The following is a 25173-nucleotide window of genomic DNA, read 5'->3' on the forward strand; positions in this document are numbered from 1 at the left end:
AACCGGCAGGCTCGGCGCCGTGGGGACGACGGCGTGAGCACCAGCATCGACGACCTGCTGTCGTCCGAGGAGTACGCCGAGGAGCCGGCCCGGGAGCGGCGCGGCCGGCTGCGCTGGCTGCCGCGTGCGCTCCTGAGCACCGCGGCGATCGTGGCGGTGGTCGTGGTCGGCCTGCGCGCGGTGGGCCTCCAGGTCTCGCTCTGGATCATCGTGGCGGGCGTGCTCGCCCTGCTCGCCGTACGCCGGTTCACCGCCGCGCTGGCACCCCCGCCGCCGCCCCGGGCCGGCGGCCGGGCCCCGGCCGGCGAGGAGCCGGGCACCTGGAACTGGGGAGCCCGGGACGCGCTGCGCGCCGCGATCAACGGTTGGGAAACCCCGCTGGACTGGTCCGCCACCCGGCCCGAGCGGTTCACCAAGGTGATCCTGCCCCGGCTCGGTGAGTTGGCCGACGAGCGGCTGCGCCAACGGCACGGCGTCACCCGCGAGTCCGACCCGACCCGCGCCCGCGCTCTGCTGGGCGAGCCGCTGTGGACGTTCCTCAACACGACCCCCCGCCGCCGCCCCCCGTCGCCGCGCGACCTCGCGGCGATCGTCGCCGAACTGGAGAAGCTGTGATGAACGACGTGGACCGGAGCATGCCCCCCGCCGAGGTGGGCCGGCTGGCCCGGGCGGTGCTGGACGCGGTCGGCACGGTCGTGGTCGGCAAGCGGGAGGCCCTGGAGTTGGTTCTCGCCGGCATCCTGGCCGGCGGCCACGTGCTGCTGGAGGACCTGCCCGGCCTGGGCAAGACGCTGACCGCGCGCTCGTTCGCGCAGGCCCTCGGGCTGGACTTCCGCCGCCTCCAGTTCACGCCGGACCTGCTGCCCGCCGACGTCACCGGCTCCTTCCTCTACGACCAACGCAGCGGCGACTTCTCCTTCCGCGCCGGGCCGGTCTTCACCAACCTGCTGCTCGCCGACGAGATCAACCGGACCCCGCCGAAGACCCAGTCGGCGCTGCTGGAGGCGATGCAGGAGAAGCAGGTCTCGGTCGAGGGCGTGACGTACCGGCTGGACGAACCGTTCCACGTGCTCGCCACCGCCAACCCGATCGAGTACGAGGGGACGTACCCGCTGCCCGAGGCGCAGCTCGACCGGTTCCTGCTCCGGGTGTCGTTCGGCTACCCCGACCACGAGGAGGAGTGGGAGGTGCTGCGCCGGCGGATCGCCCGCCGCCGCGAGGAGGCCGAGATCAAGCCGGTGGTGGACGCCGCCACGGTGCGCGCCATGCAGGCCGCGCTGGAGGACGTGGTCGTCGAGGACTCCATCGGCCGGTACATCGTGGCGGTCACCGCCGCCACCCGCGAGCACCCCTCCGTGCTGGTCGGCGCCTCGCCGCGCGGCTCGCTGGCGCTGCTGCTGCTCGCCCGGGTCCGGGCGGTGCTCGCCAACCGCGACTACGTGGTGCCGGAGGACGTCAAGGCGGTGGCGGCGCCCGCGCTGGCCCACCGGATCACCCTGCGTCCGGAGATGTGGCTGCGTCGGGTCGACCCGTCCTTCGTCGTCGGCGAGGTCCTGTCGTCCACGTCGGCCCCGGCCAGCGGCGCGCTGCCCAGTTACGCGGCCGGGCCCGCCGGGCGCTGATGGCCGACCGTCACGAGCCGGCGAGCGGCTGGGCGCCCACCCGGGCGCTCGGCCGGGCCGTGCTGCTCACCGGGCTGCTGCTGGTCGCGGCCGTGCTGCTCGGCCGGATCGACCTGGTCGTGCTGGCCACCCCGTTCGCCCTGGGCACCGCGTACGGGCTGCGCCGCCGTCCCACCGCGCTGCCCGAGCTGGAGATCGCCACCGGGGAGGCGCACCTGGTCGAGGGCACGCCGATGACCGCCGCGGTCGCCGTCGCCAACCCGGACACCGTGTCGTACGACCTGGCGGTGGTGCGGACCCGGATGTCGCGCTGGCTGCGGGTCGAGAAGGCCGGCTTCGGCGGGGCCGGGGTGGACGTGAGCCGGTCCGGCGGGGCCGACCGGCCCTTCGCCACCTCGGTGCCGTCCGGCCGGGCGATCGACCTGGAGCTGACCGGGACGGCGCTGCGCTGGGGCCGGCACCCGATCGGCCCGGCCGGGGCACGGGTCGCCGCCGCCGACGGGCTGCTGGTCTCGCGGGCCGTGATCACCGATCCGGTCCGGATGCGGGTCTATCCGATGACCGAGCCGTTCGAGGCGGTGGAGGCGATGCCCCGGGCCGCCGGGCTGGTCGGCGCGCACCGCTCCCGACGGCCGGGGGAGGGCGGCGAGCTGGCCGGCGTACGGGTCTTCGCCCCCGGCGACCGGCTGCGCCGGATCGACTGGCGGGTGTCGCTGCGGGCCCGGCAGCTGCACGTGGCGGCCACCCTCTCGGACCGGGACGCCGAGGTGGTGGTGCTGCTCGACGTGCTGGCCGAGGCGGGCCGCTCCGGTGGCATCCGTGGCCCGGCCTCCGTGCTGGACACCACGGTCCGGGCCGCCGCCGCGATCGCCGAGCACTACCTGCACCGGGGCGACCGGGTGGCGTTGCTGGAGTACGGCCCGGCCGCGCGGCGGCTACGACCGGCCACCGGCCGCCGGCAGTACCTGACCGTGCTGGAGTGGCTGCTCGACGTGCGGGCCGAGTCCTCCCCGCACGAGCCGTACGACCAGGTCTTCGGTCACCAGGTGCTCTCCTCGGACGCGCTGGTGGTGGTGCTCACCCCGCTGCTCGACGAGCGGTCCGCCCAGATGCTGGCCCGGATGGCACGGGGCGGGCGGTTCGTGGTGGCGGTGGACACCCTGCCGGCCGACCTGCCGATGCCCCGGGAGCGGGGCTGGGCCGAGGTGGCGTACCGGCTGTGGCGGCTGGACCGGGACACGATGATCGGGCAGCTCCGCGAGCACGGCGTACCGGTGGTGCGCTGGGCCGGCGCCGGCAGCCTCGACCAGGTGCTGCGGGACGTGGCCCGGCTGGCCACGGCGCCCCGGGTCGGTGGCCGGTGAGCGCGGGCGAAGGCGGACACGCATGAACGAACTGGTCGAAGGGCTGCACGAGCGGGTCCGGGCGATGCGGTACGCGGTCAACCGGATCAGCCTCATCCCGCTCCTGGTGCGGGCCGGCATCTTCCTGACCGTGCTGGTCGGTCTCCTGGTCGCGTACCCGGCGCAGACGTTCACCCCACGGTCGCTGGTGGCGTTCGCGGTGGTGGCGGTGCTGCCGGCGGTCGGGCCGCGCCGGGTGTGGCCGACCTTCGCGGCGCTGGTCACGGTCGGCGGCTGGCTGCTCGCCACGCTGGGCTTCGGCCGGCCACCGGCGCTGTGGCGGCTGCTCGCCGTGGCGGCCCTGCTCTATCTGGCGCACACGCTCTGCGCGCTGGCCGCGCTGCTGCCGTTCGACGCGGTGGTCGACCCGGAACTGGTGGTCCGCTGGTTGGTCCGGGCCGGCGGGGTGGTGCTGGCCAGTGCGGTGCTCGGCGTCGTGCTGGCCTGGCTCGGCGGGGTCGGCGGGGACCGCGGCTTCCAGGCGGTGACCCTGGCCGGTCTGCTCGTCGCGGTGGCGCTCAGCGCGCTGCTCGGCTGGCTGCTGCGTCGCAGATAGCGGAACGTCTCGGGACGTTGCGCAGGTCACAAGGGTTGTGCTCCGTCACAGAACGGGGTCTCGAAAGGGATTAGCCGAGCCGCCCGGGGAAAGATGGATAGCGTGAATCCGAAGCGGATCCTTGTCGTGGGTGCCGGGCACGTCGGCCTGTACGCCGCGCTGCGCCTGTCCAAGAAGCTGAAGTCTCGTGAGGCTGAGGTCATCGTCGTCGACCCGCAGCCGCACATGACGTACCAGCCGTTCCTCCCCGAGGCGTCCGCGGGCAACATCTCGCCGCGGCACGCCGTGGTGCCCCTGCGCCGGGAGTTGCGCAGGTGCAAGGTCCTGGCCGGTACGGTCACCCGGATCGACCACGACCGCAAGACCGCCCTCGTGCAGCCGATCAGCGGCCCCACCCGGGAGGTGCGGTACGACCACGTGGTGGTCGCCCCGGGTTCGGTCTCCCGCACGCTGCCGATTCCCGGCCTGCATGAGCACGGTATCGGGTTCAAGACCATCGGCGAGGCGATTTTCCTCCGAAACCACGTGCTGGACCGGCTCGACGTGGCGGCGGCCACGACCGACCCGGAGGTCCGTCGGCGCGCGCTGACCTTCGTCTTCGTCGGTGGTGGCTACGCCGGCATCGAGGCGCTCGCCGAGATGGAGGACATGGCCCGGGACGCGCTGCGCTACTACCCGGAGCTCAAGCCGGAGGACATGCGCTGGGTCCTGGTCGAGGCCACCCAGCGGGTGCTGCCCGAGGTCGATCGGGACATGGGCGCCTACACGGTGCAGCAGCTGCTCAAGCGGAACATGGACATCCGCCTGGACACCCGGCTGGAATCCTGCGTCGACGGGATCGTGAAGCTCTCCGACGGCGACAGCTTCCCCACCGACACCATCGTCTGGACGGCCGGGGTCAAGCCGTCGCCGATGCTGGACGCGACGAACTTCCCGCGTGACGAGCGTCGCCGGGTCACCTGCCTGCCCACCCTCCAGATCGTCGACGGCGACCGGGTGGTCGAGGGCGCCTGGAGCGCGGGCGACTGCGCCGCGGTGCCGGACCTGACCAAGGAGCCGGGCAACTACTGCTCGCCGAGCGCGCAGCACGCGGTACGGCAGGCCGCCCGGATGGCCGACAACATCGTGAACGTGGTTCGCGGGCGGGAGCCGGTCAACTACAAGCACAAGCACGCCGGCAGTGTGGCCAGCCTCGGCCTGCACAAGGGCGTGGCGCAGGTCTACGGCGTGAAGATGACCGGCTGGCCGGCCTGGTTCATGCACCGCACGTACCACATGTCGCGGATCCCGTCGGTCAACCGCAAGGTCCGGGTCGTGGTCGACTGGACGCTGGCGTTCTTCCTCAAGCGTGAGGTGGTCGCGCTCGGCCAGCTGCACGACCCGCGCGAGGAGTTCGCCGAGGCGTCCCAGCCGGTCAGCACCCGCTGACTTCGTCGGCCGAAGGGCCCTTCCCGGACGGGAAGGGCCCTTCGGCGTATCCGTCTCCGGTCAGAAGCGCCAGGTCCAGGCGTCGGCGACCCGGGTACCCGGGCCGAAGAGCGCCTCCAGCGTCCGGCGCAGGGGCTCCGCGTGCGGCGCGTCGTCGGTCAGCGCCACGCAGGAGGCGCCCCAGAAGCGGATGTCCCGGGCGGCCTGCCGGCGCTGCTCGGCGCCGATCGCCGCCGGCACCCCCCGGGAGGCGACCTCGGTCAGCAGGGCCGAGGTGGGCCGCTGGTAGGTGCCGACGGACGCGGCGCCGTCGTTGCCGTACGGGCCGATGAAGAAGCCCTCCGGTATGCCGAACGCGGCGTTCGCGGCGGTGGCCCAGCGCATCGGCCAGGGGTCGGTCGGGCTGGCCGCCGGCACCGGGACCAGCACCCCGCCGGGGCGTACGCACTGCCGCCAGTGTCCGGCGGTCACGAACTCGGGCAGCGCCGGCCGGGGTGTGGTCGGCAGCGGCGCGGGAAAGACGCTGAGCAGACCCACGCCGACGGCCAGCGGCACCAGCCGCCGGGCCCGGCCGCGCCCCGCCAGGGCCCGGTCCACGGCGAGGGTCAGGATCGTTCCGGCCAGTGGCAGCACCGCCAGGCCGAACCGGGTGGGCAGCGCGTTGTCCAGCACCGGCAGCCCGACCAGCGGCGCGTACGGGGCGGGCAGCCCGCTCCGTACGCCGGAGACCAGCACCTCGGGGCCGAGCGACAGGGCGCCCATGACCACGGCGGCGGCCGTGCAGGCGACCGCCACCGGACGGCGACCGAGCCAGCCGGCGCAGCCGACGGTGACCAGCAGCAGGGGCCAGCCGAGGAAGGTGTTGAACTCGGCCGGGCCGGTGGTCAGCCGGGACGCGTCGCCGCCCAGCACGGAGAGCGGGGAGAACGTCACCCAGCTGGTCAGGTCGGCGGCGTAGTGGTGCGGGTCGAACAGCGCCCCGGAGACGGCCTGCGGACCGGCGAACTGGTACCAAATCGGGTACGCGAGCACGAACCCGGCCAGACCGGCGGCCAGTATCAGCCCACCGCCGAACGCGGGCAGCGCCCGCCGGAGCCGGGCCCGGTCGGCCAACCCGTACGCCGGTGCCATCACCAGCAGGGTGACCCCGGTCAGGAGGAGTACCTCCTCACCGATGAAGAGCTGGGCGGTGACCGCCGTGGCCAGCCCGACCGCCGAGGCGGCCACCCGCCGGCGGTCCGGCCCGCCCGTGCGTCCGGCCGGGTCGGCGGCCCGAAGCATCCTGACCACCAGCCACACGAGCACCGGGACCAGCCACTGCGCGGTCATGTGCAGGTGCGCGTTGCTCTGCGAGACCATGGCCGGGCCGAAGCCGCAGAGCGCGGCGCCGAGGCCGGCGGCGAGCGGGTGGGCGCGCAGCGTCCGGGTGAACAGCAGGTACCAGGCGACCGCCGTGCCGGCCAGATTGCCGGCGGCCAGCAGGGCGAAGGTGACCGGCGCGCCGAACGCGAACGTGACCGGGGCGAGCAGCACGCCGAGCGCGATCACCGTGGTGTTGGCCAGCAGGTTGACCCCGTCCGGTGCGTTGAGCCGGTCGGTGAGCAGACCGAAGTCGCCCAGCAGGGCGCGCGAGTCGACGGCCAGGAACCATTCGTAGAGGGTCTGGTCCGCCGGGTTGAGCGCGAGCACCCGCTGCCCCGGTGCCGGCCACAGGCCGTGGGTGAGCCATCCGGCGAGCACGGCGAAGAGGAGTCCGGCCAGCAGCCCCGCGCGGTGCCGGGCCACGGTGGCCAGCAGCCGGGCCGTGCGGGTCGGGCGGGCGACCGCCGGGCCGAGGCGGCCGGCCGGGCCGAGGGCCGTACGGGCGGCGCTGGTCACGGCTTCGACCATAACGGCGGGGCCCCGCCGGGTACGCCAGCTCGCCGCGCAACGGCTACGGTGAGACCTGCACCGCCGCGCGTCGAGGCGCGGGTGTCACCCGCCCGGGTGGTGGAACGGCAGACACGGCCGCCTTAAAAGCGGCTGCCGCGAGGCGTGCGGGTTCGAGCCCCGCCCCGGGCACCCAGACTCTCAGGTTTCCCACAGCTTCACTCCCGGCGCGGGGGTGCACGTCCCGTTTACCCTGGAGGGGCGCGTTCGCGTGCATCGACCCCCTGAGGGAGGCCTGAAAGTGAAGACCTCGAACCCGGTGCTCTCGCGGTTCGGCCAGGCGGCCGAACGCGAGCGGGCGGCCGGGTACGCCCAGCCCGGGCCGTACGGTCAGCCCGGATACCCGCAGCAGTACCAGCCGCACCCGCAGCAGCAGTACGCGACCGGTTACGACTCCCCGGTGACTCCGGCCACCGCGGCCCCGATGACCCTGGACGACGTCGTCGTCAAGACGGTCACCATGCTGGCGATCCTCGGCGGCGCGGCGGCGGCCACCTGGGTCCTCGTCCCGGACCAGCTGCTCGGGGCGGCCTGGCTCGGCGGCGCGGTGATCGGCCTGGTGCTCGGCCTGGTCATCTCGTTCTCCCGGATGGCGAACCCGGCCCTGGTGGTGGCGTACTCGATCATCGAGGGTGTCTTCGTCGGCGCGGTGAGCAAGTTCTTCGACAACCGCTACCCCGGCATCGTGCTCCAGGCCGTGGTGGCGACCTTCGGCGTCTTCTTCGTGATGACGATGCTCTACAAGGCGCGCGTCATCCGGGCCACCCCGAAATTCACCAAGATCATGGTCGCGATCATGGGCGGCCTCTTCGCCGCCATGCTGATCAACCTGGTGCTCTCGCTCTTCGGCGTCAACACCCACCTGCGCGACGGCAGCGGGCTGGCCATCGTCTTCAGCCTGGTCTGCATCGTGGTCGCCTCGCTGAGCTTCGTGCTCAACTTCGCGAACATCGAAGAGGGCGTCCGGATGGGCCTTCCGCAGCGCTACGCCTGGACGGCCGCCTTCGGCATCGTGGTCGGCCTGGTCTGGCTCTACCTCGAGGTGCTGCGCCTGCTCAGCTACTTCCAGGGCGACGACTGACCGTCGTTTGACCTCCGACGCCCGCCTGCCGCGACCGCGGCGGCGGGCGTCGTCGTTTTCCCGCCGTCGCCGAGCCGCCCGAGGCACAGTGAGGGCGGGTACGTCGGCGAGGAGGTCGCGGTGCGGAGTGCCAACCCGGTGCTGACCCGACTCGACGACGTCGGCCGGACCGAGCGTCAGGTGCTCGGCGCCGCCGACACGATGACCGTGACCGACGTGGTCAGCCGTACGGTCGGCCTGCTGCTGCTCACCGGGGCCACCGCGGCGGTCGCCTGGGTGGTCGTACCGCAGGCGGCGTGGATCCCGGCGGCGCTGGCCGGCAGTTCCCTGGCCAGCCTGGCGCTGGTGCTGTTCATCTCGCTGAGGCAGATCACCAACCCGCCGCTCATCGTCGGGTACGCGGTGCTCCAGGGGGTGTTGCTCGGGGTGGCCAGCCGGGCCTTCGAGCTGGTGTACCCGGGCATCGTGGTGCAGGCGGTGATCGGCACCTTCGGCGTCTTCCTCGGCATGGCGCTGCTCTACCGGGCCCGGGTGGTCCGCGCCACCCCGCGGATGGCCCGGCTGGTCGCCGGCACGCTGCTCGGGATCCTGGTGCTGAGCCTGGTCAACCTGGTCACGTACCTGTTCACCGGGCGGCAGGGGCTGGCGGTCTACAGCCTGACCGCGCGGGTGGGCTGGCTGCCGTACGTCTTCTCGGTCGTGGCGATCATCGCCGGCGCGTTCAGCTTCATCCTCGACTTCGACCTGGTCGAGCGGTCGGTGCGGGCCGGCCTGCCCCGCCGATACGCCTGGTACTGCGCGTTCGGGCTGCTGGTCGGCTTGATCTTCCTGTACTGGCAGATCCTCCGGCTGCTCGGCTACGCCCGGCGCTGACCGTTTGACAGCGCCAGCTCGGCGCGTCTGCAACCCCGCCACGACCTGGAGCCGTCGTAGACTCGCCGCGATGAGCGCAGCGGAACTGGACCGGGCGGTGGAGCTGCTGGTCCGTCGGGTCGGGCACTGGCAGCAGCCGCGCTGGTCGGCGACGGCCGAGGGCGGCAACGTCTCCCGGGCCGACCTGGTGCACAAGCTGGTGCAGGAGATCGCCAACCTGGCGGCGGACGCGGAGGGAGGGCCGCGCCGGGAGGTGCCCCGGCTCGCCGGCGACCTGGTGCTGCCCGACCAGCTCCGGGTGGTCGCCGCCGACCTGGTGGCGGCCGGTCCACCGGAGTCGGTGCTGGCCGAGGCCGCCACCGCGGTCGCCCGGACCCGCTCCGCGCTGTAGCCGGCGTCCGGGGCGCGGCCGGCCGGTGTGGCCGCTCCGCGCGCCCGGACGGGCCGTCGAGTCGGCTCAGCTCAGCCGTTCGAGCACCATGGCCATGCCCTGGCCGCCGCCGACGCACATGGTCTCCAGGCCGATGGTCCCGTCGTGCCACTGCAGGGCGTTGAGCAGGGTGCCGGTGATCCGGGCCCCGGTCATGCCGAACGGGTGCCCGACGGCGATCGCGCCGCCCATCACGTTCAGCTTCTCCTCGGGGATGCCGAGCTGCCGGTACGACGGGATCACCTGGGCGGCGAACGCCTCGTTGATCTCGACCAGGTCGACGTCGTCGATGGTCATGCCGGCCCGCCGGAGCGCCTGCTTCGACGCCTCCACCGGACCGAGTCCCATGATCTCCGGGGACAGCGCGGTCACACCGGTGGAGAGGATCCGGGCCAGCGGGGTGAGGCCGAGGTCCTTCGCCCGCTGGGCGCTCATCACGATCACGGCGGCGGCGCCGTCGTTGAGCGGGCAGCAGTTGCCGGCGGTGATCCGGCCGTCCGGGCGGAACACCGGCTTCAGGCCGGCGACGCCCGCCAGGGTCACCCCCGCACGCGGGCCGTCGTCGGCGCTGACCACGGTGCCGTCCGGCGTGGTCACCGGCGTGATTTCGCGGGCCCAGAAGCCGTCCGCGATCGCCTTCTCGGCCAGGTTCTGGCTGCGTACGCCGAAGGCGTCCATCTCCTTGCGGGTGATGTCGTAGACCTGGGCGAGGTTCTCCGCGGTCTGCCCCATGGCCAGGTAGATGTCGGGGAGCTGGCCGGCCTCTCGCGGGTCGGTCCACACCTCGGCGCCGCCCTGGGCGCGGGCCGCCGAGCGCGCCCGCGCCGCCGCGAAGCGGGCGTTCTCCCAGCCGCCGCCGACCGGCGCCTGCGCCTCGGGCGGCAGGGCGTCCGAGTTGCCGCGGGCGTACCGGGAGACGGTCTCGACGCCGGCGGAGATGAAGACGTCGCCCTCGCCCGCCCGGATCGCGTGCATGGCCATCCGGGTGGTCTGCAGCGAGGAGGCGCAGTATCGGGTGAGCGTGGCGCCGGGCAGGCCGTCCAGGCCCAGCAGGGTGGCGACCACCCGGGCCAGGTTGAAACCCTGCTCGCCGCCGGGCAGGCCGCAGCCCAGGTAGAGATCGTCGATCGTGGTGGGGTCGAGCGCCGGCACCTCGTCGAGGGCGGCCTGGACGATGGTGGCGGCGAGGTCGTCCGGGCGGACGTCCTTCAGGGATCCCTTGACCGCGCGACCGATGGGGGACCGGGCGGTGGCGACGATGACGGCGTCGCGGGGCGACTCAATCGGCATGACGCAACGTTAACTCGCGGGTAACTTGTGGCGGAAGCCGGCCACCGGGCGGGAAATGTCACGCCCGGCGTCGGGTCAGTGGTGTCGGGAGGCGACCGTCGCCGCCGCCTCGACCGCCGGCAGCAGGGCGTGCGCCCAGACCCGGTAGCCGTCGGCGGAGGGGTGGTAGCCGTCGTGGCAGAGCGTCCCCGCGTCCGCCCGGAACACCGGGCCGGTCTCGACGGCCAGGTCGACCACGGTGCCGCCGGCGTCCAGGACGGCCGAGGTCTGGGCCCGGGCGACCCGCCGCCCCGACCAGGCGAGCAGTTGCCGCAGCGGGGACGCGACCGCGCGTACCGCGCCGAGGTCGGGGCAGGTGCCCACGACCACCTCGACGTGGGCCTCGCGCAGCCGGCGTACCGCCGAGGCGAGGTATGCCGCGGCGTCCGTGGGCCGGGCCAGCGCGGTGGCGTCGTTGGCCCCGATCAGGATCACCGCCACGTCGGGGCGCTCACCGAGCAGGGCCCGGGCCACCTGGGTGGCCAGGTCGGTGGAGCGGGAACCGGAGACGCCCACGCTGGACAGCTGCACCCGCCGGCCGGCCGGCCCCTCGGCGAGCAGGTGGGCCAACTGGCCACCGATGGTCTCCTCGAAGCGTTCCACGCCGACGCCGAGCGCCGACGAGTCGCCGAGCAGCACCAGGCGCAGCGGCGGAGCGCCCGCCCGGCCGACCGTGGCGCGCAGTGCGAGGCCAAGCTCGGGCTGGGCGTACTGACGGCTGCGGGCGACGATGGCCTGGCCGGCGAGGATGGCCGCCCCGCCCACCGTGCCGGCGACCAGGGAGAGGGCCGCGGCCCGACCCAGCCGGACCACGAGCTCGTTACGCCCAGTCATGGCGACACCTCCCCGGGGCCGGCGCAGGGGCCGGCCAGCTTGCGAGGCGCGCTCATGTCGCGCCTGCGTTGTGCCTGATGATGCCCCTGCCACCCGCCCTCATGCCAGTCCCTCCAGGGTCGGAGAATCGGCGGTGGGCTCCGGGTGCGGCACCGGGCCGACACCGAAGAAGGCACGCCGCCGAAGCTGCGCCCAGCGACCACCGGGACCCCGGTCGCGCCCCCGAACCTGGGTGCCGCTGACCTCGGTGCCAGCGTGCCGGGCCGCCTCGTGGGCCGCCTCCGGGAGCGACCGTACGCCGGCCCGACCGGCGAGCGGGGCCCGGCGCTCCTGGCCGAGGCCCAGTGCGGAGAGCATGGTGGGCAGCAGGGCCGCCGCGGCGACCGCGTAGCCCTCGGCGGACGGGTGGAACCGGTCCCAGGCGAACATCCGGGCCGGCTCCGCGGCGAACCGGGGACCGAGCAGGTCGCCGAGGGAGACCGTCCAGCCGCCCGCCTCGACCACGGCCACCGTCTGGGCGGCGGCAAGCTGACGGCTCCAGCGGCGGGCCAGCCACCGCAGCGGCGGATGGATGGGCTGGATCGCCCCCAGGTCGGGGCAGGTGCCGACGACCACCTCGCAGCCCGCCGCGCGCAGCGTGCGTACGGCGTCGACCAGATAGCGCACCGCCACCGAGGGTGACGTGCGGTTGGTGACGTCGTTGCCGCCGATCAGGATGACCGCGATGTCCGGCTCGACCTCCAGGGCCGACTCGACCTGCGGCCTCAGCCCCGCCGACAGGGCGCCCACCACGGCGAACCGGTGCAGCCGCACCGGGCGGTGCAGCCGGCGGGACAGCCCGGTGGCCAGCAGCGCGCCCGGTGTCTCGCGGCGGCGGTGCACGCCGTAGCCGGCCGCGGAGGAGTCGCCGAGGAGGACCATGGTGACCGGCGGGCCGGGGAGCTTCGCGGCGTACACGCCGTCGCAGCGCGGCGGGGGCGCCTCGGCCATCGGGATGGTGCGGCGGGCCTGCCGGGCCTGGCCGAGCAGCACGCCGCCGGTCGCGACGGTGGCCGCCACGGTGGCACCCGTGCCGATCGCCGCCAGGCGGGCGATCCGCCGGACATCCCGCCAACCGGCCGGTGCGACGGAACCAGCGTCCCCCATGAACTGACATTATCGCGCCGCACCGACACCCCGCTCTCCCGCGATCGTGCGGCTGGGGAACCACGGTTCCGGGTACGTATGCCGACAGCGGCGCACACTTGCGCCGGGACCGCACGCTGGTGGCGGAAAGGGGCGACGAGAATGGCGAAGACGTTGAAGCGGAGCGCGGCGTTCGCCGCGCTGGCCCGGGCGCTGATGGTGGGGGCGCGGAGCGGCCCGTCGGTGGGTACGCGGTTGGCGGCCCTGCCGCGGATGATCCGGGCCACCGCGAAGGGCGAGTACGACGGCGGCCTGCGGCTGGCCCTGATGACCGCGGCCACGGCGTACATCGTCTCGCCGATCGACCTGATCCCGGAGTTCCCGCTGGGGATCTTCGGGCTGGCCGACGACGCCGTGATGGTGAGCTGGCTGGCCGGCAGCGTGCTCGCCGAGACCGAGCGGTTCCTGGAGTGGGAGGCACGTCGCAGCTCGGTCATCCCAGGGCATGTGGTGCCCTGACGACACGTACCCTGGGCGACGAACAGACGTCCGCCCGGCCCCCGGCGCCGGTGCCGCAACGAAGGGCACAACGAGGTGCAGTACTACGACAACGTCGTCGAGCTGATCGGCAACACCCCGCTGGTACGCCTGCGCAACGTCACCGAGGGCATCCAGGCGACCGTGCTGGCGAAGGTGGAGTACGTCAACCCGGGCGGTTCGGTGAAGGACCGGATCGCGCTGCGGATGGTGGAGGACGCCGAGAGGGCGGGGATCCTCAAGCCGGGCGGCACCATCGTCGAGCCGACCAGCGGCAACACCGGCATCGGGCTGGCCCTGGTGGCCCAGCTCAAGGGCTACAAGTGCGTCTTCGTCTGCCCGGACAAGGTCAGCCAGGACAAGCAGGACGTGCTGCGCGCGTACGGCGCCGAGGTGGTGGTCTGCCCGACCGCGGTCGCGCCGGAGGACCCGCGTTCCTACTACAACGTCTCCGACCGGCTGGCCCGGGAGATCCCCGGCGCCTGGAAGCCCAACCAGTACAGCAACCCGGCCAACCCCCGCTCCCACTACGAGACCACCGGTCCGGAGCTGTGGAAGCAGACCGAGGGGCGGATGACCCACTTCGTCGCGGGCGTCGGCACCGGCGGCACCATCTCCGGCATCGGCCGCTACCTCAAGGAGGCGTCCGACGGGCGGATCAAGGTCGTCGGCGCGGACCCGGAGGGCTCGGTCTACTCCGGCGGCACCGGGCGTCCCTACCTGGTCGAGGGGGTCGGCGAGGACTTCTGGCCGGAGACGTACGACCGGACCGTCGCCGACGAGATCGTCGAGGTGTCGGACAAGCAGTCCTTCGAGATGACCCGGCGGCTGGCCCGCGAGGAGGGGCTGCTGGTCGGCGGCTCCTGCGGCATGGCCGTGGTCGCGGCCCTGGAGGTGGCCCGCAAGGCCGGCCCGGACGACGTGATCGTGGTGCTGCTGCCGGACGGCGGCCGGGGCTACCTGTCGAAGATCTTCAACGACAGGTGGATGGCCCGGTACGGCTTCCTGGACAACGCGGGCGCCGAGCCGACCGTTGCCGACGCGCTCGCCAGCAAGCCGGGCGGTCTGCCCGAGCTGGTGCACGTCCACCCGACGGAGACGGTGCGCGACGCCATCGACTACATGCGCGAGTACGGCGTCTCCCAGCTTCCGGTGCTCAAGGCCGAGCCGCCGGTGGTGACCGGTGAGGTGGCCGGCTCGATCGCCGAGAAGGATCTGCTCGACGCGCTCTTCACCGGGCAGGCCCACCTGCACGACACGATCGAGCGGCACATGGCCGAGCCGCTGCCGATGATCGGCGGCGGGCAGCCGGTCAGCGAGGCGGTCGCCATGCTGGAGAAGGCCGACGCCGCGCTGGTGCTGGTCGACGGCAAGCCCAAGGGCGTGCTGACCCGACAGGACCTGCTCGCCCACCTCGGCGCGCGCTGACCTGGCGGCGGGGCCCCGGGCCGGGGTCCCGCCTCACAGCAGGCGGGTGTAGCGGAGCTGGGGGACCAGCGCCGAGCCGATGTGTTCGTCGCGTACCAGACCGGTGGCGGTCCAGCCGCCGCCCTCGTAGAAGCGGCGGGCGGGCCCGTTCTCCCGGAGCACCCACAGCGCCGCGCGGGACCAGCCGCGCGCCCGCATCGCGGCCAGGGCGTCGACCATCAGCGCCCGGCCGGTGCCCCGGCCCCGCTCCGCCGGCTCCAGGTGGATGGCGTTGAGCAGCCCGGTATCCGGGTCGTCGGCGTCGTCCGGCCCGAGGTAGCTGAAGCCGACCAGCCGGTCGTCGCGTACGGCCACCGTCATCCGGTGCTCCGCGCCCTCCCAGATCAGCCGCTCCACCCAGTACCGGCCCATCTCCTCCGGCGCCGGTCGGGCCAGCGCCTCCGCCGGCAGGAACGACGAGTACGCCGCCACCCGGGACCGCTGGTGCAGCGCACCGACCGCCATCAGGTCGGCCTCGGTGGCGGCGCGCAGCGTGATCGTCACCGGTCCGAGGCTACCCGTCGGGGCGGCACCGGCACGGTCATCAGGTCCTCGGCGATCACCAGCTCACCGGTGAAGTGCTGCCGGGCCTCGTCGGCGAAGCGGCGCGGGTCGGCGTACCGCTGGGAGAAGTGGGTCAGCACGAGCGTGCGTACCGCCGACTCGGCCGCCACCCGCGCGGCCTGCGCGGCGGTGAGGTGGCCGACCTCGGCGGCGAGCGCGGCCTCCGACTCCAGGAACGTCGACTCGATGACCAGCAGGTCGGCGTGCTCGGCCAGGGCCCACACCCCGTCGCAGAGCCCGGTGTCCATCACGAACGCGAACCGCTGCCCCGGCCGGGTCACGCTCACCTCGTCCCGGGTGACGCGACGTCCGTCCAGGTCCAGGTGGCCGTCGCGGAGCAACTCGCCGACCGCCGGACCGGCGATGCCGTACGCGGCCAGCTTCTCCGGCAGCATCCGGCAGCCGTCCGGCTCGACCAGGCGGTAACCGTACGTCTCGATCGGGTGCCGCAGCCGGCGGGCCTCCAGCGTGCCGATCCCCAGGGTGATCCGCTGCCCGTCGGCCCCGATCGGCTCGACGGCCAGCTCGGCGGTCTCGTAGAAGCTCGCCGCGTGGCGCAGCCGGGCGAAGTAGTCCGCGCCGCCGGCGGGGAAGTGGACGGCCACCGGGTGCGGCACCCGGTCGAGCGAGAGCCGCTGGATCACGCCGGGCAGCCCGAGGCAGTGGTCGCCGTGGAAGTGGGTGACGCAGATCCGGGTGAGGTCGGTGGCGGAGATCCCGGTGTGCAGCATCTGCCGCTGGCTGCCCTCGCCCGGGTCGAAGAGGAGCACCTCGTCGTCCCAGCGCAGCAGGTAGCCGTTGTGGTTGCGCTGTCGGGTGGGGGCCTGACTGGCCGTCCCGAGCACCACCAGCTCGCGCATCGACACGGCTCCTCCTGCCGCTGGCATGAAGCGACCCCCGGGGCTTCCGCGCTCGCGCGGGCCGGCTGGACTGGGCCGGCACCCCGGGGGTCGGGTGGCTGTCGTAGATTCGCCGCACCGCTGCCACACGGTCTCGACGATGGTGCCTGTGCCCGCCTCGCGGCGGACGGGATTACTGTCGAGGACAGCGGCTAGCGGACAGCCACCTCACGAGTCCGATTGCTATACAAAGCTGGACCACCTCCTTTCCCGTGTACCGTCACGCTATCCACTACCGCGTGACCCCGGCAACGGATTTGAATCACAGGATGCCGCGACCCGCCCGGACGTCGTGTGGGGCCGGTGAGGCGGGTCTGGCGGGTCTCCGCTCATCGGATGCCGCCCGCACCGGCCGGCGACCAGAGCCGCCGCGGCGCCCGGGTGCCGGGGAAGAGCAGGTCGACGAAGCGTTCGGCGGTCGGCTGCGGTTCGTGGTTGGCCAGCCCGGGCCGCTCGTTCGCCTCGACGAAGACGTGCTCCGGCCGGTCGGGGGCGGGCAACAGCAGGTCGAGCCCCGTGACCGGGATGTCCAGCGCCCGGCTGGCCGTCACGCACGCCGTGGCGATCGCCGGGTGCAGCTCGGCGGTCACGTCGTGGATGGTGCCGCCGGTGTGCAGGTTGGCGGTCCGGCGTACGGCCAGCACCTGCCCCTCGGGGAGCACGTCGTGCATCCGGTGGCCGGCCTCGGCCACCACCTCGCGGGTCATGTCGTCGACCGGGATCCGCGACTCGCCCCCGGTGGCGGCGGCCCGGCGCCGGCTCTGCCGCTCGATCAGCTCGGTGACGTCGTGCACCCCGTCCCCGGTGATCTGCGCCGGCCGGCGGACCGCCGCGGCCACCACCTCGTGGTCGATCACGATCACCCGCAGGTCCTCGCCCGCGCAGCGCTCCTCGATCAGCACGTCCGGGCAGCATCGCCGGGCCAGCTCGACCGCCGCCGTCAGCCCCTCCGGCGTACGCACCCCGACGGTGATGCCTCTGCCCTGCTCGCCCCGGGCCGGCTTGACCACCACCGGGCCGACGTCGGCCAGAAAGGCCAGGTCGTCGGCGTCGCCGGTGGCGGTCCGGCCGCGCGGCACGGGAAGCCCCGCCTCGGTGAGGACCCGCCGGGTCACCCGCTTGTCGTCGCAGCGGCTCATCGCCACCGCCGAGGTCAGCTCCGACAGCGACTCCCGGGTGTGGATGGTGCGGCCGCCGTTGACCAGGCGCAGCTCACCCCAGTCGGGATCGGTGACCTCCACCCGGATGCCGCGCCGCATCGCCTCGTCGGCGACGATCCTCGCGTACGGGTTGAGCTGGTCGTAGCCGGGCGGGGTGGCGGGGAGGAAGAGCCGCTCGTTGATCGGGTTCTTCCGCTTCACGCACAGCGCGCCGGTGCGGTGGAAGCCCAGCCGTTCGTAGAGCCGGATCGCGCCGGAGTTCTCGGCCAGCACCGACAGGTCCACGTACGCGCGGCCCCGCGCGTCGAGCCGGTCGGCCAGCGCGGTGAGCAGGGCCTGGCCGGTACCGGGCGGCGCGGTGTTGAAGTCCACGGTCAGGCACCAGAGGCTGGCCCCGTTCTCCGGGTCGGCGAAGACCGCGGCGTGGTCCACCCCGGTGATGGTGCCGACCACCTCGCCGGTGCTGTCCTCGGCGACCAGGTGCAGGAACCTGTCGCCGCCCGCGTTGTCGACCAGCACCCGTACCGGGGCGGTGACCATGCCGTTGCGGGCGTAGATCCGGTTCACCGCGTCCGCGTCGTCGGCGTCGCGCAGCGGTCGGATGCTCAGGCCGGGGACGTCGTCGCCCTCGCTGGCGGTCGGCCGGCGCTCGCCGAGCGGCAGCCGGTAGGTCAGCGACGGGTCGATGAACAGCTCGTCCGGCAGCCGGGAGACCAGCACGTGCGGGTCGCGCAGGTAGACGCAGATGTCCCGGGCGCCGGCCGCCTCCGAGCGCAGCACGTCGGCGACGGCGGTCTGCTCGGTGAAGGTCTGCCCGAAGACCAGCCGGCCCCAGCCGCAGTCCAGCACCACGCCGGCACCGGCGGACGGCCGCCGGCCGGGCTCGGGTCCGCCCGGCGCGACCGGGTCGCCGCCCGGGCCGACGCGTTCCCGGCGACTGCCCGACATCCATTCCCGGTCGAGGCGAGCCGTGCCGATGGCGAGGGTGTCGGTCATCCTCAGTCGATTCCGTGGCTCTGGAGCCACATTTCCAGGAGTCCGAGTTGCCACAGCTTGTTTCCGTTCAACGGGGTCAGTTCGGCGTTCGGGTCGGCGAGCAGCGCGTCGACGTACTCGGTGCGGAACAGGTCGCGGCGGCGGGCCCCGGGCGCGGTGAGGGCGTCGCGTACCCGGTCGAGGAGCTTGCCCTCCAGATGGGTGAGGCCCGGCACCGGGAAGTAGCCCTTCGGCCGGTCGATCACCTGGTGCGGCAGGACCCGGCGGCCGATCTCCTTGAGCACGCCCTTGCCGCCCTGGGCCAGCTTCAGCTCCGGCGGGCAGCTCGCGGCCAACTCCACGAACTCGTGGTCGAGGAACGGCACCCGGGCCTCCAGCCCGTGCGCCATGGTCATGTTGTCCACCCGCTTGACCGGGTCGTCGGTCAGCATCACCTCGGTGTCGATCCGCAGGCCGGCGTCGACCGCGGTCCGCGCCCCGGGCCGGGCCAGGTGCGCGGCCAGGAACTCCCGGGCCGGGTCGCCGTCGGCCAGCCACGCCGGGTTGAGCACCCGGGCCAGGCCGGCCGCGTCGCGGTCGAGGAAGGCTTCCGCGTACGTATCCAGCGCGCGCTCCCGGTCGACCTCGGCCAGCGGGGGATACCAGTGGTAGCCGCCCAGGATCTCGTCCGCGCCCTGGCCGGACTGGACCACCTTCACGTGCCGGACGACCTCCTGGCTGAGCAGCCAGAACGCCACACAGTCGTGGCTGACCATCGGCTCGCTCATCGCCGCGACGGCGGCCTCCAGCGGCGGCAGCAGGTCGCCGGTGGGCACCCTGATCCGGTGGTGGTCGGTGCCGAAGGTCTTGGCGACCAGGTCGGAGTAGCCGAACTCGTCGCCCGCCCGGCCGCCGACGGAGTCGAAGCCGATGGAGAACGTGGACAGACCCGACTGTCCCTCCCCGGCCAGCAGGGCGACGATCAGGCTGGAGTCGAGCCCGCCGGAGAGCAGTACGCCGACCGGCACGTCGGCCACCGTCCGGCGGCGTACGGCGGTGGTCAGCGACTCCAGCAGCGCGTCCTGCCAGTCCCGCTCGGTCCAGTCGGCCCGCTCGGCGGCACGGCTGAAGGACGGCTGCCAGTAGACCCGTTCCCGGGTCGAGCCGTCCGGCTCGTACACCCGGATCGTGGCCGGGGGGAGCTTGGCGACGCCGCGCAGGATGGTCCGCGGCGGCGGCACGATGCTGTGGAAGCTCAGGTAGTGGGCGAGTCCCACCGGGTCGATCGTCGTGTCGACGCCGCCACCGGCCAGCAGCGCCGGCAGCGTGCTGGCGAAGCGGACCACGCCCGGCGTCTCGGTCAGGTAGAGCGGCTTGATGCCGAGCCGGTCCCGGGCCAGTACCAGCCGGCCGGTGTCGCGTTCGCTGATCGCCACGGCGAACATGCCGGTCAGGTGGTCGACGAAGTCGAGCCCCCACTCGGCGTACGCCTTGACCACGACCTCGCTGTCCCCGGCGGAGAAGAAGTGGTGGCCCCTGGCCTGCAACTCCGCGCGCAGATCCCGATAGTTGTAGATGCAACCGTTGAAGACGGCGGTGAGGCCGGCGGCGGCGTCGACGATCGGCTGGCCGCTGGCCGCGGAAAGGTCGATGATCTTCAGGCGTCGGTGTCCCAGGGCGATCGGGCCCTGTGACCACACCCCGCTGTCGTCCGGTCCTCGGTCACTCATGGTGGCCGCCATGCGCTCCACTGCCGCCACGTCGGCGCGTGAACCGTCACGGCGGAACTCCCCAGCCAGTCCGCACATGCCGGCCCATGCTGCCAGAGGTCATCGCGGCTCGCCTGTTGAGCCGATGACGATCGGTGGCGGGGTTGCTAGAATGCCCGGCCGTTCCCTTTCAACGCTGCTCGGGCGCCGACGTTTCGTGTCCCGCCCGCTCGGGTGACCAGAATGGTCCGGGCCTGCGTTGTGACAAACACCGCAGGCCCGGAAACGGACATCGAGTCGGTCAGCCGGCGGTACGGGCCACGCCGACCGGGCAGCTCAACCCGTTCGGGCCGTGGTTGCAGTACCCGTTCGGGTTCTTGGTCGGCGCGAGGTACTGCTGGTGGTAGTCCTCGGCGAAGTAGTAGTCACCGAGCCGGGCGATCTCCGTGGTGATCTCGCCCTTGCCGGCCCGCGCCACGATCGGCGCGAACGCGTCCCGGGACGCCTGCGCGGTGGCGAGCTGCTCGTCGGTGCTGGCGTAGATCGCCGAGCGGTACTGCGTGCCGACGTCGTTGCCCTGGCGCATGCCCTGGGTCGGGTCGTGGTTCTCCCAGAAGACCTTGAGCAGGTCCTCGTAGCTGATCCGGGTGGGGTCGTAGACCACCTGGACCACCTCGGCGTGCCCGGTCATCCCCGAGCAGACCTCCTCATAGGTCGGGTTCGGGGTGATGCCACCCGCGTAGCCGGCCGAGGTGGTGATCACGCCGGGGAGGGTCCAGAACAGGCGCTCGGCGCCCCAGAAACAGCCCAACCCGAAGACGGCGACCTGCGAGCCCTCCGGGAACGGGCCCTTCAGCGAGGACGGCAGCACCTCGTGCCGGTCGGAGATCGGCATCGCGATCGACCGGCCCGGCAGGGCCTGGTCGGGGGTGGGCAGCTCGGCCTTCGTACGGCGAAGGAACACGGTGGGACTCCTCTCTTGCCTCTCCCAGCGTGCAACACCGCCGGTCCCCGCTTCCTTACCCGCCCGTGCCGCGCTCAGGCCAGCGCGGCGGCGATCCGGCGGGCGAAGCCCGTCGCCTCGGCGTCGTCGGTGTAGCGGGTACGCGGCCAGAAGAAGCCGCGCAGCCCGTCGCCCTTCGTACGGGGCACCACGTGGGTGTGCAGGTGCGGGACGGACTGGGACACCTTGTTGTTCACCGCCACGAACGTCCCGCCGGACCCCAGGCCGGTCTCCACCGCCACGATGATCTGCTGTACCAGCCGGAAGTAGCCGGGCAGCACCTCGGCCGGCAGCGTGTCCAGGGTGACCAGGTGGGTCCGTGGCACCACCAGCACGTGCCCTTTGAAGACCGGCCGGGTGTCCAGGAAGGCCACCCCGTCCGGCTCGTCGGCGACGACGAACGCGGGCACCTCGCCCGCCACGATCCCGCAGAACACGCACCCGCTCACCGAGCCAGGTTAGTACCGCCAGACGGATGCCTCTTACCGCCGACTCACTGCGCGTCGAGATAGGTGTCCCACTCCTCTTCCAGTGGTGGCCCGACCGGCCCGGTTTCGCCACTTGCCAGGCGGCGTCGGATGTCCGACTCCCACCGCAACGCCCAGCTCCGCAGCCCGTTGATGTCCAGCCAGCTCAGGCCATAGAAGCGGAAGGTGCGATTGTCACGTTCCACCACCGCGCCGAGGCGGTCGGCCAGCTCATCGAGGGAGAACCCCGCCGTGTGTCGTGCGCCGAGCGACTCCAGCTCGATCCAGCTGAGCCGCTCGTTGGCTGCGTGGATGTCGATGAAGTCCCGATGGGCGGCCCGGTCGTGCAGGGCGCGCACCTTGAGCCCGACCGCGTCCTCGAAGGCCAGGACCGGACCGATGCTCATCCGTGCGGGCGGCCCCAGCGCTTCCTTGAGGAGATCAATCTCGCAGGACGCCGCGTCGTCCGACACAAGCATCCGAGCCATGCGCGGAGTGGCCTCGATCACCTGGGCAGAGAACCCGGCACGGCCGTAGGCGTCGGAGAGCCGTTGGACCACCGTTGCAAGTGGCAGTGCGGTCGCTGTGGCGAAGTCAATGTCCTGCGACGGTCGGCTTACCAGCTCGTGGGCGCACATGGCGTATCCACCGGCGAGCACCAGCCCGAGATCGTCGCCTGCGGCGAACCCGATCTCGAGAAGGCGGCGATGCAGCGGGTCCATTCAGGCGGCGGACAGGTCGGGCAGGCGACGTTCCCAGAGAGCGACGACTCGGCGAGCCGTCAGGCGTCGGATGCGGGGCCAGTCCCGCCGCAGCAGCGTGGCGTTGACGTACCGGACGACGTCCTCGCGCTGCCCGCAGTCAAGCAGCAGGCAGTAGAGCGTGAGACGTTCACCTGGGTCGCTGACGTTGAAGGCCGTCGGTCCGGACCAGGCGAGGCGCAGTGGCAGACTCACGCTGCCGTGATCGGGGCCGGTCAGCTGCGCGAGCGAGGCCGGAATGCGCTCGGCCACGCCGATCAGGCGGGACGGCAGCGAAACGGTCGGGGTCACCCGGGAAGTATGGCCCAGCGGTACGACCGATGCCGGGTGCGACCCGGGTCGGGTTCCAACCCGCGGCGACAGCCGGGCCGACTAACGTCTCGGGCATGAGTCACGGCTTCGAGACGCTCGCCATCCACGCCGGCCAGGACCCCGAGGCCCGCACCGGCGCGGTGATCCCACCGATCTACCAGACCAGCACCTATGCCCAGGACGCGGTCGGCGCGCCCCGGCAGGGCTACGAATACAGCCGCTCCGGCAACCCCACGCGGGACGCGCTCCAGGAGTGCCTGGCCGCCCTGGAGGGCGGGCCGGTGGCACTCGCCTTCGCCAGCGGCCTGGCCGCCGAGGACACCCTGCTGCGTACGGTCTGCAAGCCGGGCGACCACGTGGTCATCCCCGACGACGCGTACGGCGGCACCTACCGGCTGTTCGCCAAGGTCGCCGAGCGGTGGGGCCTGGACTACACGCCGGCGAAGGTCTCCGACCCGGCCGCCGTACGGGCCGCGATCCGGCCCGGCACCACGAGGATCGTCTGGGTGGAGACGCCGACCAACCCGCTGCTCGGCATCGCCGACATCGCCGCCCTGGCCGCCGTCGCGCACGAGGCCGACGCGCTGCTGGTGGTCGACAACACCTTCGCCTCGCCGTACCTGCAGCAGCCGATCGCGTTCGGCGCGGACGTGGTGGTCCATTCCACCACCAAGTACGTCGGCGGACACTCCGACGTGGTCGGTGGCGCCCTGATCGCCGCCGACCGGGCGCTGGGCGAGGAGCTGCGCTACCACCAGAACGCGATGGGCGCGGTCAACGGGCCGTTCGACGCCTGGCTCACCCTGCGCGGCATCAAGACCCTCGGCGTACGCATGGACCGGCACTGCGACAACGCCGAGCGGATCGCGGCCTACCTGGACGGTCACGCCAAGGTCGGCCAGGTGCTCTACCCGGGCCTGCCGTCGCACCCGGGGCACGAGGTGGCCGCCAAGCAGATGCGCCGGTTCGGCGGGATGATCTCCTTCCGGGCCGCGGGCGGCGAGGAGCACGCCGTGGAGATCTGCAACCGGGCCAAGCTCTTCGTGCTCGCCGAGTCCCTCGGCGGCGTCGAATCCCTGATCGAGCACCCGGGACGGATGACACACGCAAGCGCTGCCGGCTCGCCGCTTGAAGTTCCCGGCGATCTCGTGCGACTGTCTGTCGGCATCGAGACGGTCGACGACCTGCTCGCCGATCTGGAGCAGGCGCTGGGCTGACCGCTGGCTGGGGAGGGTGGCCGTGCCGGACATCATGCCGACGACCTGGGTGGGGGCGACCGCCAAACAGATCGCCCGGGGCGTACGCCGGGGTGACGTCTCGGCCACCCAGGTCGTGGCCGACCACCTGGATCACGTCGCGCACGCGGACGCCGACCTCGCCGCGTTCCGGACGGTACGCGGCGGGGCGGCGATCACCGAGGCGGAGAAGGTCGACGAGCAGGAGGACCTGGCCAACCTGCCCCTCGCCGGGGTGCCGGTCGCGGTCAAGGAGAACACCCCGGTCGCCGGGCTGCCCACCTGGAACGGCTCGGCCGCGGTGCGTACGCCGGTGGCGGAGGCCGACCACGAGGTGGTCCGGCGGCTGCGCGGCGCGGGCGCGGTGATCCTCGGGGTGACCCGGATGCCGGAGCTCGGCCTCTGGGCGCTCACCGACGACGAGACCGGCGTCACCCGCAACCCCTGGGACCTGTCGCGTACCCCCGGCGGCTCCTCGGGCGGCGCGGCCGCCGCGGTGGCCGCCGGGCTGGTGCCGATGGCGCACGGCAACGACGGCCTCGGCTCGATCCGTATTCCGGCCGCGTGCTGCGGTCTGGTCGGGCTCAAGCCCGGCCGGGGGGTGATCCCCTACCAGCTCGGCGCGGACGACTGGTTCGGCCTCGCCGAGCACGGCGTGCTCACCGGCACGGTGGCCGACGCGGTGGTCGGCTTCTCGGTGCTGGCCGGGCGCCGCCCCGACAAGCTGGAGCAGCCGTCGCGGCTGCGGGTCGGGGTCTCGCTGCGCTCCCCGGTGCGTGGCGTCTCGCCGGACGCGCCCAACCGGGACGCGGTGGCCGCCGCCGGGCGGCTGCTCGCCGCCGCCGGGCACGACACCGTCCCCGCCGACCCGGTCTATCCGACCCGGCTGGGCCTGCAGGGGGTCGCCACCTGGTTCGCCGCGGCCGCCGCCGACGTGCGGGCCGCCGGGGTCCAGCGGCGCGGCCTCCAGCGGCGCAGCCGCCGGCACGTCGCGCTCGGCGACTGGGCGCAGCGCCGGGGGTACGTCCGGGAGGCCGACCGGAGCGCCTGGCGCGAGCGGTCGGTGGCCTTTTTCACCGACCACTCGATCGACCTGCTGCTCACCCCGGCGCTGGCCGGGCCGCCGCCGGAGGCCGCCGGCTGGTCCGGCCGGTCCTGGCTGGCGAACATGAGGGCCAACATCGGGTACGCCCCGTACGCCGCGCCGTGGAACATCGCCGGGCTGCCGGCGATCGTGGTGCCGGTCGGCCGCCGTCCGGACGGCCTGCCGGTCGGCGTGCAGTTCGTCGGCCCGCCCGGCTCCGAGCTGCTGCTGCTCGGCGTCGCCGGCCAGTTCGAGTTGCAGGCCCCCTGGCAGCGGCATGCTCCCGGCTATCCCCGGGTCGGCACGGGGTCGCCGGCCACTGCGTGATCGCCCAGCGTGTGCGCGCACCCGCGCGCCCTGGACGGTCCTCATGCCGGCCCGCCCGCCGGA

General features: G+C 73.3%; 24 protein-coding genes and 1 tRNA gene. 13 read left to right on the forward strand and 12 right to left on the reverse strand.

Going from position 1 to position 25173, the window contains the following annotated elements:
* Positions 1-33: 33 nt before the first annotated feature.
* From GA0070621_RS27645 to GA0070621_RS27665, 5 genes are all read left to right on the forward strand, one after another.
* Complete coding sequence (locus GA0070621_RS27645) at positions 34-615, forward strand: hypothetical protein (RefSeq protein WP_091201238.1); 582 nt, start codon at positions 34-36, stop codon at positions 613-615.
* Positions 615-1622: an AAA family ATPase gene (locus GA0070621_RS27650; protein WP_091201240.1), complete on the forward strand. Its 1008-nt coding sequence runs from the start codon at positions 615-617 to the stop codon at positions 1620-1622. The genes GA0070621_RS27645 and GA0070621_RS27650 overlap by 1 nt, the downstream gene beginning before the upstream one ends.
* Positions 1622-2986, forward strand: coding sequence for a DUF58 domain-containing protein (locus tag GA0070621_RS27655; protein ID WP_091201242.1), 1365 nt, complete (start codon positions 1622-1624; stop codon positions 2984-2986). The genes GA0070621_RS27650 and GA0070621_RS27655 overlap by 1 nt, the downstream gene beginning before the upstream one ends.
* A 22-nt stretch (positions 2987-3008) precedes the next feature.
* Positions 3009-3581 (forward strand): VIT1/CCC1 transporter family protein, encoded by a 573-nt coding sequence (locus tag GA0070621_RS27660; RefSeq protein WP_091201244.1) that lies wholly within the window; start codon positions 3009-3011, stop codon positions 3579-3581.
* Between the two features lie 102 nt (positions 3582-3683).
* Entirely contained in the window at positions 3684-5009 is a 1326-nt protein-coding gene (locus tag GA0070621_RS27665) for an NAD(P)/FAD-dependent oxidoreductase (RefSeq protein ID WP_091201246.1), read from the forward strand.
* Between the two features lie 60 nt (positions 5010-5069).
* Here GA0070621_RS27665 and GA0070621_RS27670 read toward each other — a convergent pair whose 3' ends face one another.
* Positions 5070-6887 carry a hypothetical protein gene (locus GA0070621_RS27670; protein ID WP_167667515.1) on the reverse strand — a complete coding sequence of 606 codons (1818 nt, stop codon included), beginning with the start codon at positions 6885-6887 and terminating at the stop codon, positions 5070-5072.
* A 102-nt stretch (positions 6888-6989) separates the two neighbouring features.
* Between GA0070621_RS27670 and GA0070621_RS27675 the strand changes: the two genes are divergently transcribed.
* The 4 genes from GA0070621_RS27675 (at position 6990) to GA0070621_RS27690 (ending at position 9283) form a co-directional block, all read left to right on the forward strand.
* Positions 6990-7070: transfer RNA gene (locus tag GA0070621_RS27675), tRNA-Leu, on the forward strand.
* Positions 7071-7179: 109 nt separating this feature from the next.
* The gene (locus tag GA0070621_RS27680) at positions 7180-8019 is read left to right on the forward strand and encodes a Bax inhibitor-1/YccA family protein (protein WP_091201249.1); all 840 of its coding nucleotides are present in this window, start codon (positions 7180-7182) and stop codon (positions 8017-8019) included.
* Between the two features lie 120 nt (positions 8020-8139).
* A complete protein-coding gene (locus GA0070621_RS27685) occupies positions 8140-8892 on the forward strand; it encodes a Bax inhibitor-1/YccA family protein (protein ID WP_091201251.1) in 753 nt (250 codons plus the stop codon).
* 70 nt (positions 8893-8962) lie between these two features.
* Positions 8963-9283 (forward strand): hypothetical protein, encoded by a 321-nt coding sequence (locus GA0070621_RS27690; RefSeq protein WP_091201253.1) that lies wholly within the window; start codon positions 8963-8965, stop codon positions 9281-9283.
* A 66-nt stretch (positions 9284-9349) separates the two neighbouring features.
* On the opposite strand, the gene GA0070621_RS27695 is transcribed toward GA0070621_RS27690, so the two are convergent.
* The 3 genes from GA0070621_RS27695 to GA0070621_RS27705 form a co-directional block, all read right to left on the reverse strand.
* Complete coding sequence (locus GA0070621_RS27695; protein ID WP_091201255.1) at positions 9350-10612, reverse strand: acetyl-CoA C-acetyltransferase; 1263 nt, start codon at positions 10610-10612, stop codon at positions 9350-9352.
* A gap of 75 nt (positions 10613-10687) precedes the next feature.
* A complete protein-coding gene (locus GA0070621_RS27700; RefSeq protein ID WP_091201257.1) occupies positions 10688-11485 on the reverse strand; it encodes an SGNH/GDSL hydrolase family protein in 798 nt (265 codons plus the stop codon).
* A gap of 99 nt (positions 11486-11584) precedes the next feature.
* Positions 11585-12631 (reverse strand): SGNH/GDSL hydrolase family protein, encoded by a 1047-nt coding sequence (locus GA0070621_RS27705; RefSeq protein WP_091201259.1) that lies wholly within the window; start codon positions 12629-12631, stop codon positions 11585-11587.
* A 141-nt stretch (positions 12632-12772) separates the two neighbouring features.
* Here GA0070621_RS27705 and GA0070621_RS27710 point away from each other — a divergent pair, with 141 nt between their 5' ends.
* Positions 12773-13129, forward strand: coding sequence for a YkvA family protein (locus tag GA0070621_RS27710; RefSeq protein ID WP_091201261.1), 357 nt, complete (start codon positions 12773-12775; stop codon positions 13127-13129).
* A gap of 75 nt (positions 13130-13204) precedes the next feature.
* Positions 13205-14575: a cystathionine beta-synthase gene (locus GA0070621_RS27715; protein ID WP_091201263.1), complete on the forward strand. Its 1371-nt coding sequence runs from the start codon at positions 13205-13207 to the stop codon at positions 14573-14575.
* Positions 14576-14608: 33 nt separating this feature from the next.
* On the opposite strand, the gene GA0070621_RS27720 is transcribed toward GA0070621_RS27715, so the two are convergent.
* The 8 genes from GA0070621_RS27720 to GA0070621_RS27755 all read right to left on the reverse strand — a co-directional run bounded on the left by GA0070621_RS27720 (position 14609) and on the right by GA0070621_RS27755 (position 22443).
* Positions 14609-15118 (reverse strand): GNAT family N-acetyltransferase, encoded by a 510-nt coding sequence (locus GA0070621_RS27720; RefSeq protein WP_091201265.1) that lies wholly within the window; start codon positions 15116-15118, stop codon positions 14609-14611.
* Entirely contained in the window at positions 15115-16044 is a 930-nt protein-coding gene (locus tag GA0070621_RS27725; protein WP_091201267.1) for a ribonuclease Z, read from the reverse strand. The genes GA0070621_RS27720 and GA0070621_RS27725 overlap by 4 nt, the downstream gene beginning before the upstream one ends.
* A gap of 362 nt (positions 16045-16406) precedes the next feature.
* The gene (gene ngg / locus GA0070621_RS27730) at positions 16407-18233 is read right to left on the reverse strand and encodes an N-acetylglutaminylglutamine synthetase (protein WP_091201269.1); all 1827 of its coding nucleotides are present in this window, start codon (positions 18231-18233) and stop codon (positions 16407-16409) included.
* A 2-nt stretch (positions 18234-18235) separates the two neighbouring features.
* A complete protein-coding gene (locus GA0070621_RS27735) occupies positions 18236-20020 on the reverse strand; it encodes an N-acetylglutaminylglutamine amidotransferase (RefSeq protein ID WP_091201271.1) in 1785 nt (594 codons plus the stop codon).
* A gap of 202 nt (positions 20021-20222) precedes the next feature.
* A complete protein-coding gene (gene msrA / locus GA0070621_RS27740) occupies positions 20223-20885 on the reverse strand; it encodes a peptide-methionine (S)-S-oxide reductase MsrA (protein WP_091201273.1) in 663 nt (220 codons plus the stop codon).
* 74 nt (positions 20886-20959) lie between these two features.
* Positions 20960-21373, reverse strand: coding sequence for an HIT family protein (locus GA0070621_RS27745; protein ID WP_091201275.1), 414 nt, complete (start codon positions 21371-21373; stop codon positions 20960-20962).
* A 44-nt stretch (positions 21374-21417) separates the two neighbouring features.
* Positions 21418-22113, reverse strand: coding sequence for a nucleotidyl transferase AbiEii/AbiGii toxin family protein (locus tag GA0070621_RS27750; protein WP_091201277.1), 696 nt, complete (start codon positions 22111-22113; stop codon positions 21418-21420).
* Positions 22114-22443, reverse strand: coding sequence for a hypothetical protein (locus tag GA0070621_RS27755; protein WP_091201279.1), 330 nt, complete (start codon positions 22441-22443; stop codon positions 22114-22116).
* Between the two features lie 95 nt (positions 22444-22538).
* Between GA0070621_RS27755 and GA0070621_RS27760 the strand changes: the two genes are divergently transcribed.
* Both GA0070621_RS27760 and GA0070621_RS27765 read left to right on the forward strand, forming a co-directional pair.
* The gene (locus GA0070621_RS27760; RefSeq protein ID WP_091201281.1) at positions 22539-23681 is read left to right on the forward strand and encodes a cystathionine gamma-synthase; all 1143 of its coding nucleotides are present in this window, start codon (positions 22539-22541) and stop codon (positions 23679-23681) included.
* Between the two features lie 16 nt (positions 23682-23697).
* Positions 23698-25110, forward strand: a complete 1413-nt coding sequence (locus GA0070621_RS27765; protein WP_091201284.1) for an amidase — start codon at positions 23698-23700, stop codon at positions 25108-25110.
* Positions 25111-25173: the final 63 nt, after the last annotated feature.

It is taken from the genome of Micromonospora narathiwatensis (genome assembly GCF_900089605.1).
GTDB classification, from domain to species: domain Bacteria; phylum Actinomycetota; class Actinomycetes; order Mycobacteriales; family Micromonosporaceae; genus Micromonospora; species Micromonospora narathiwatensis.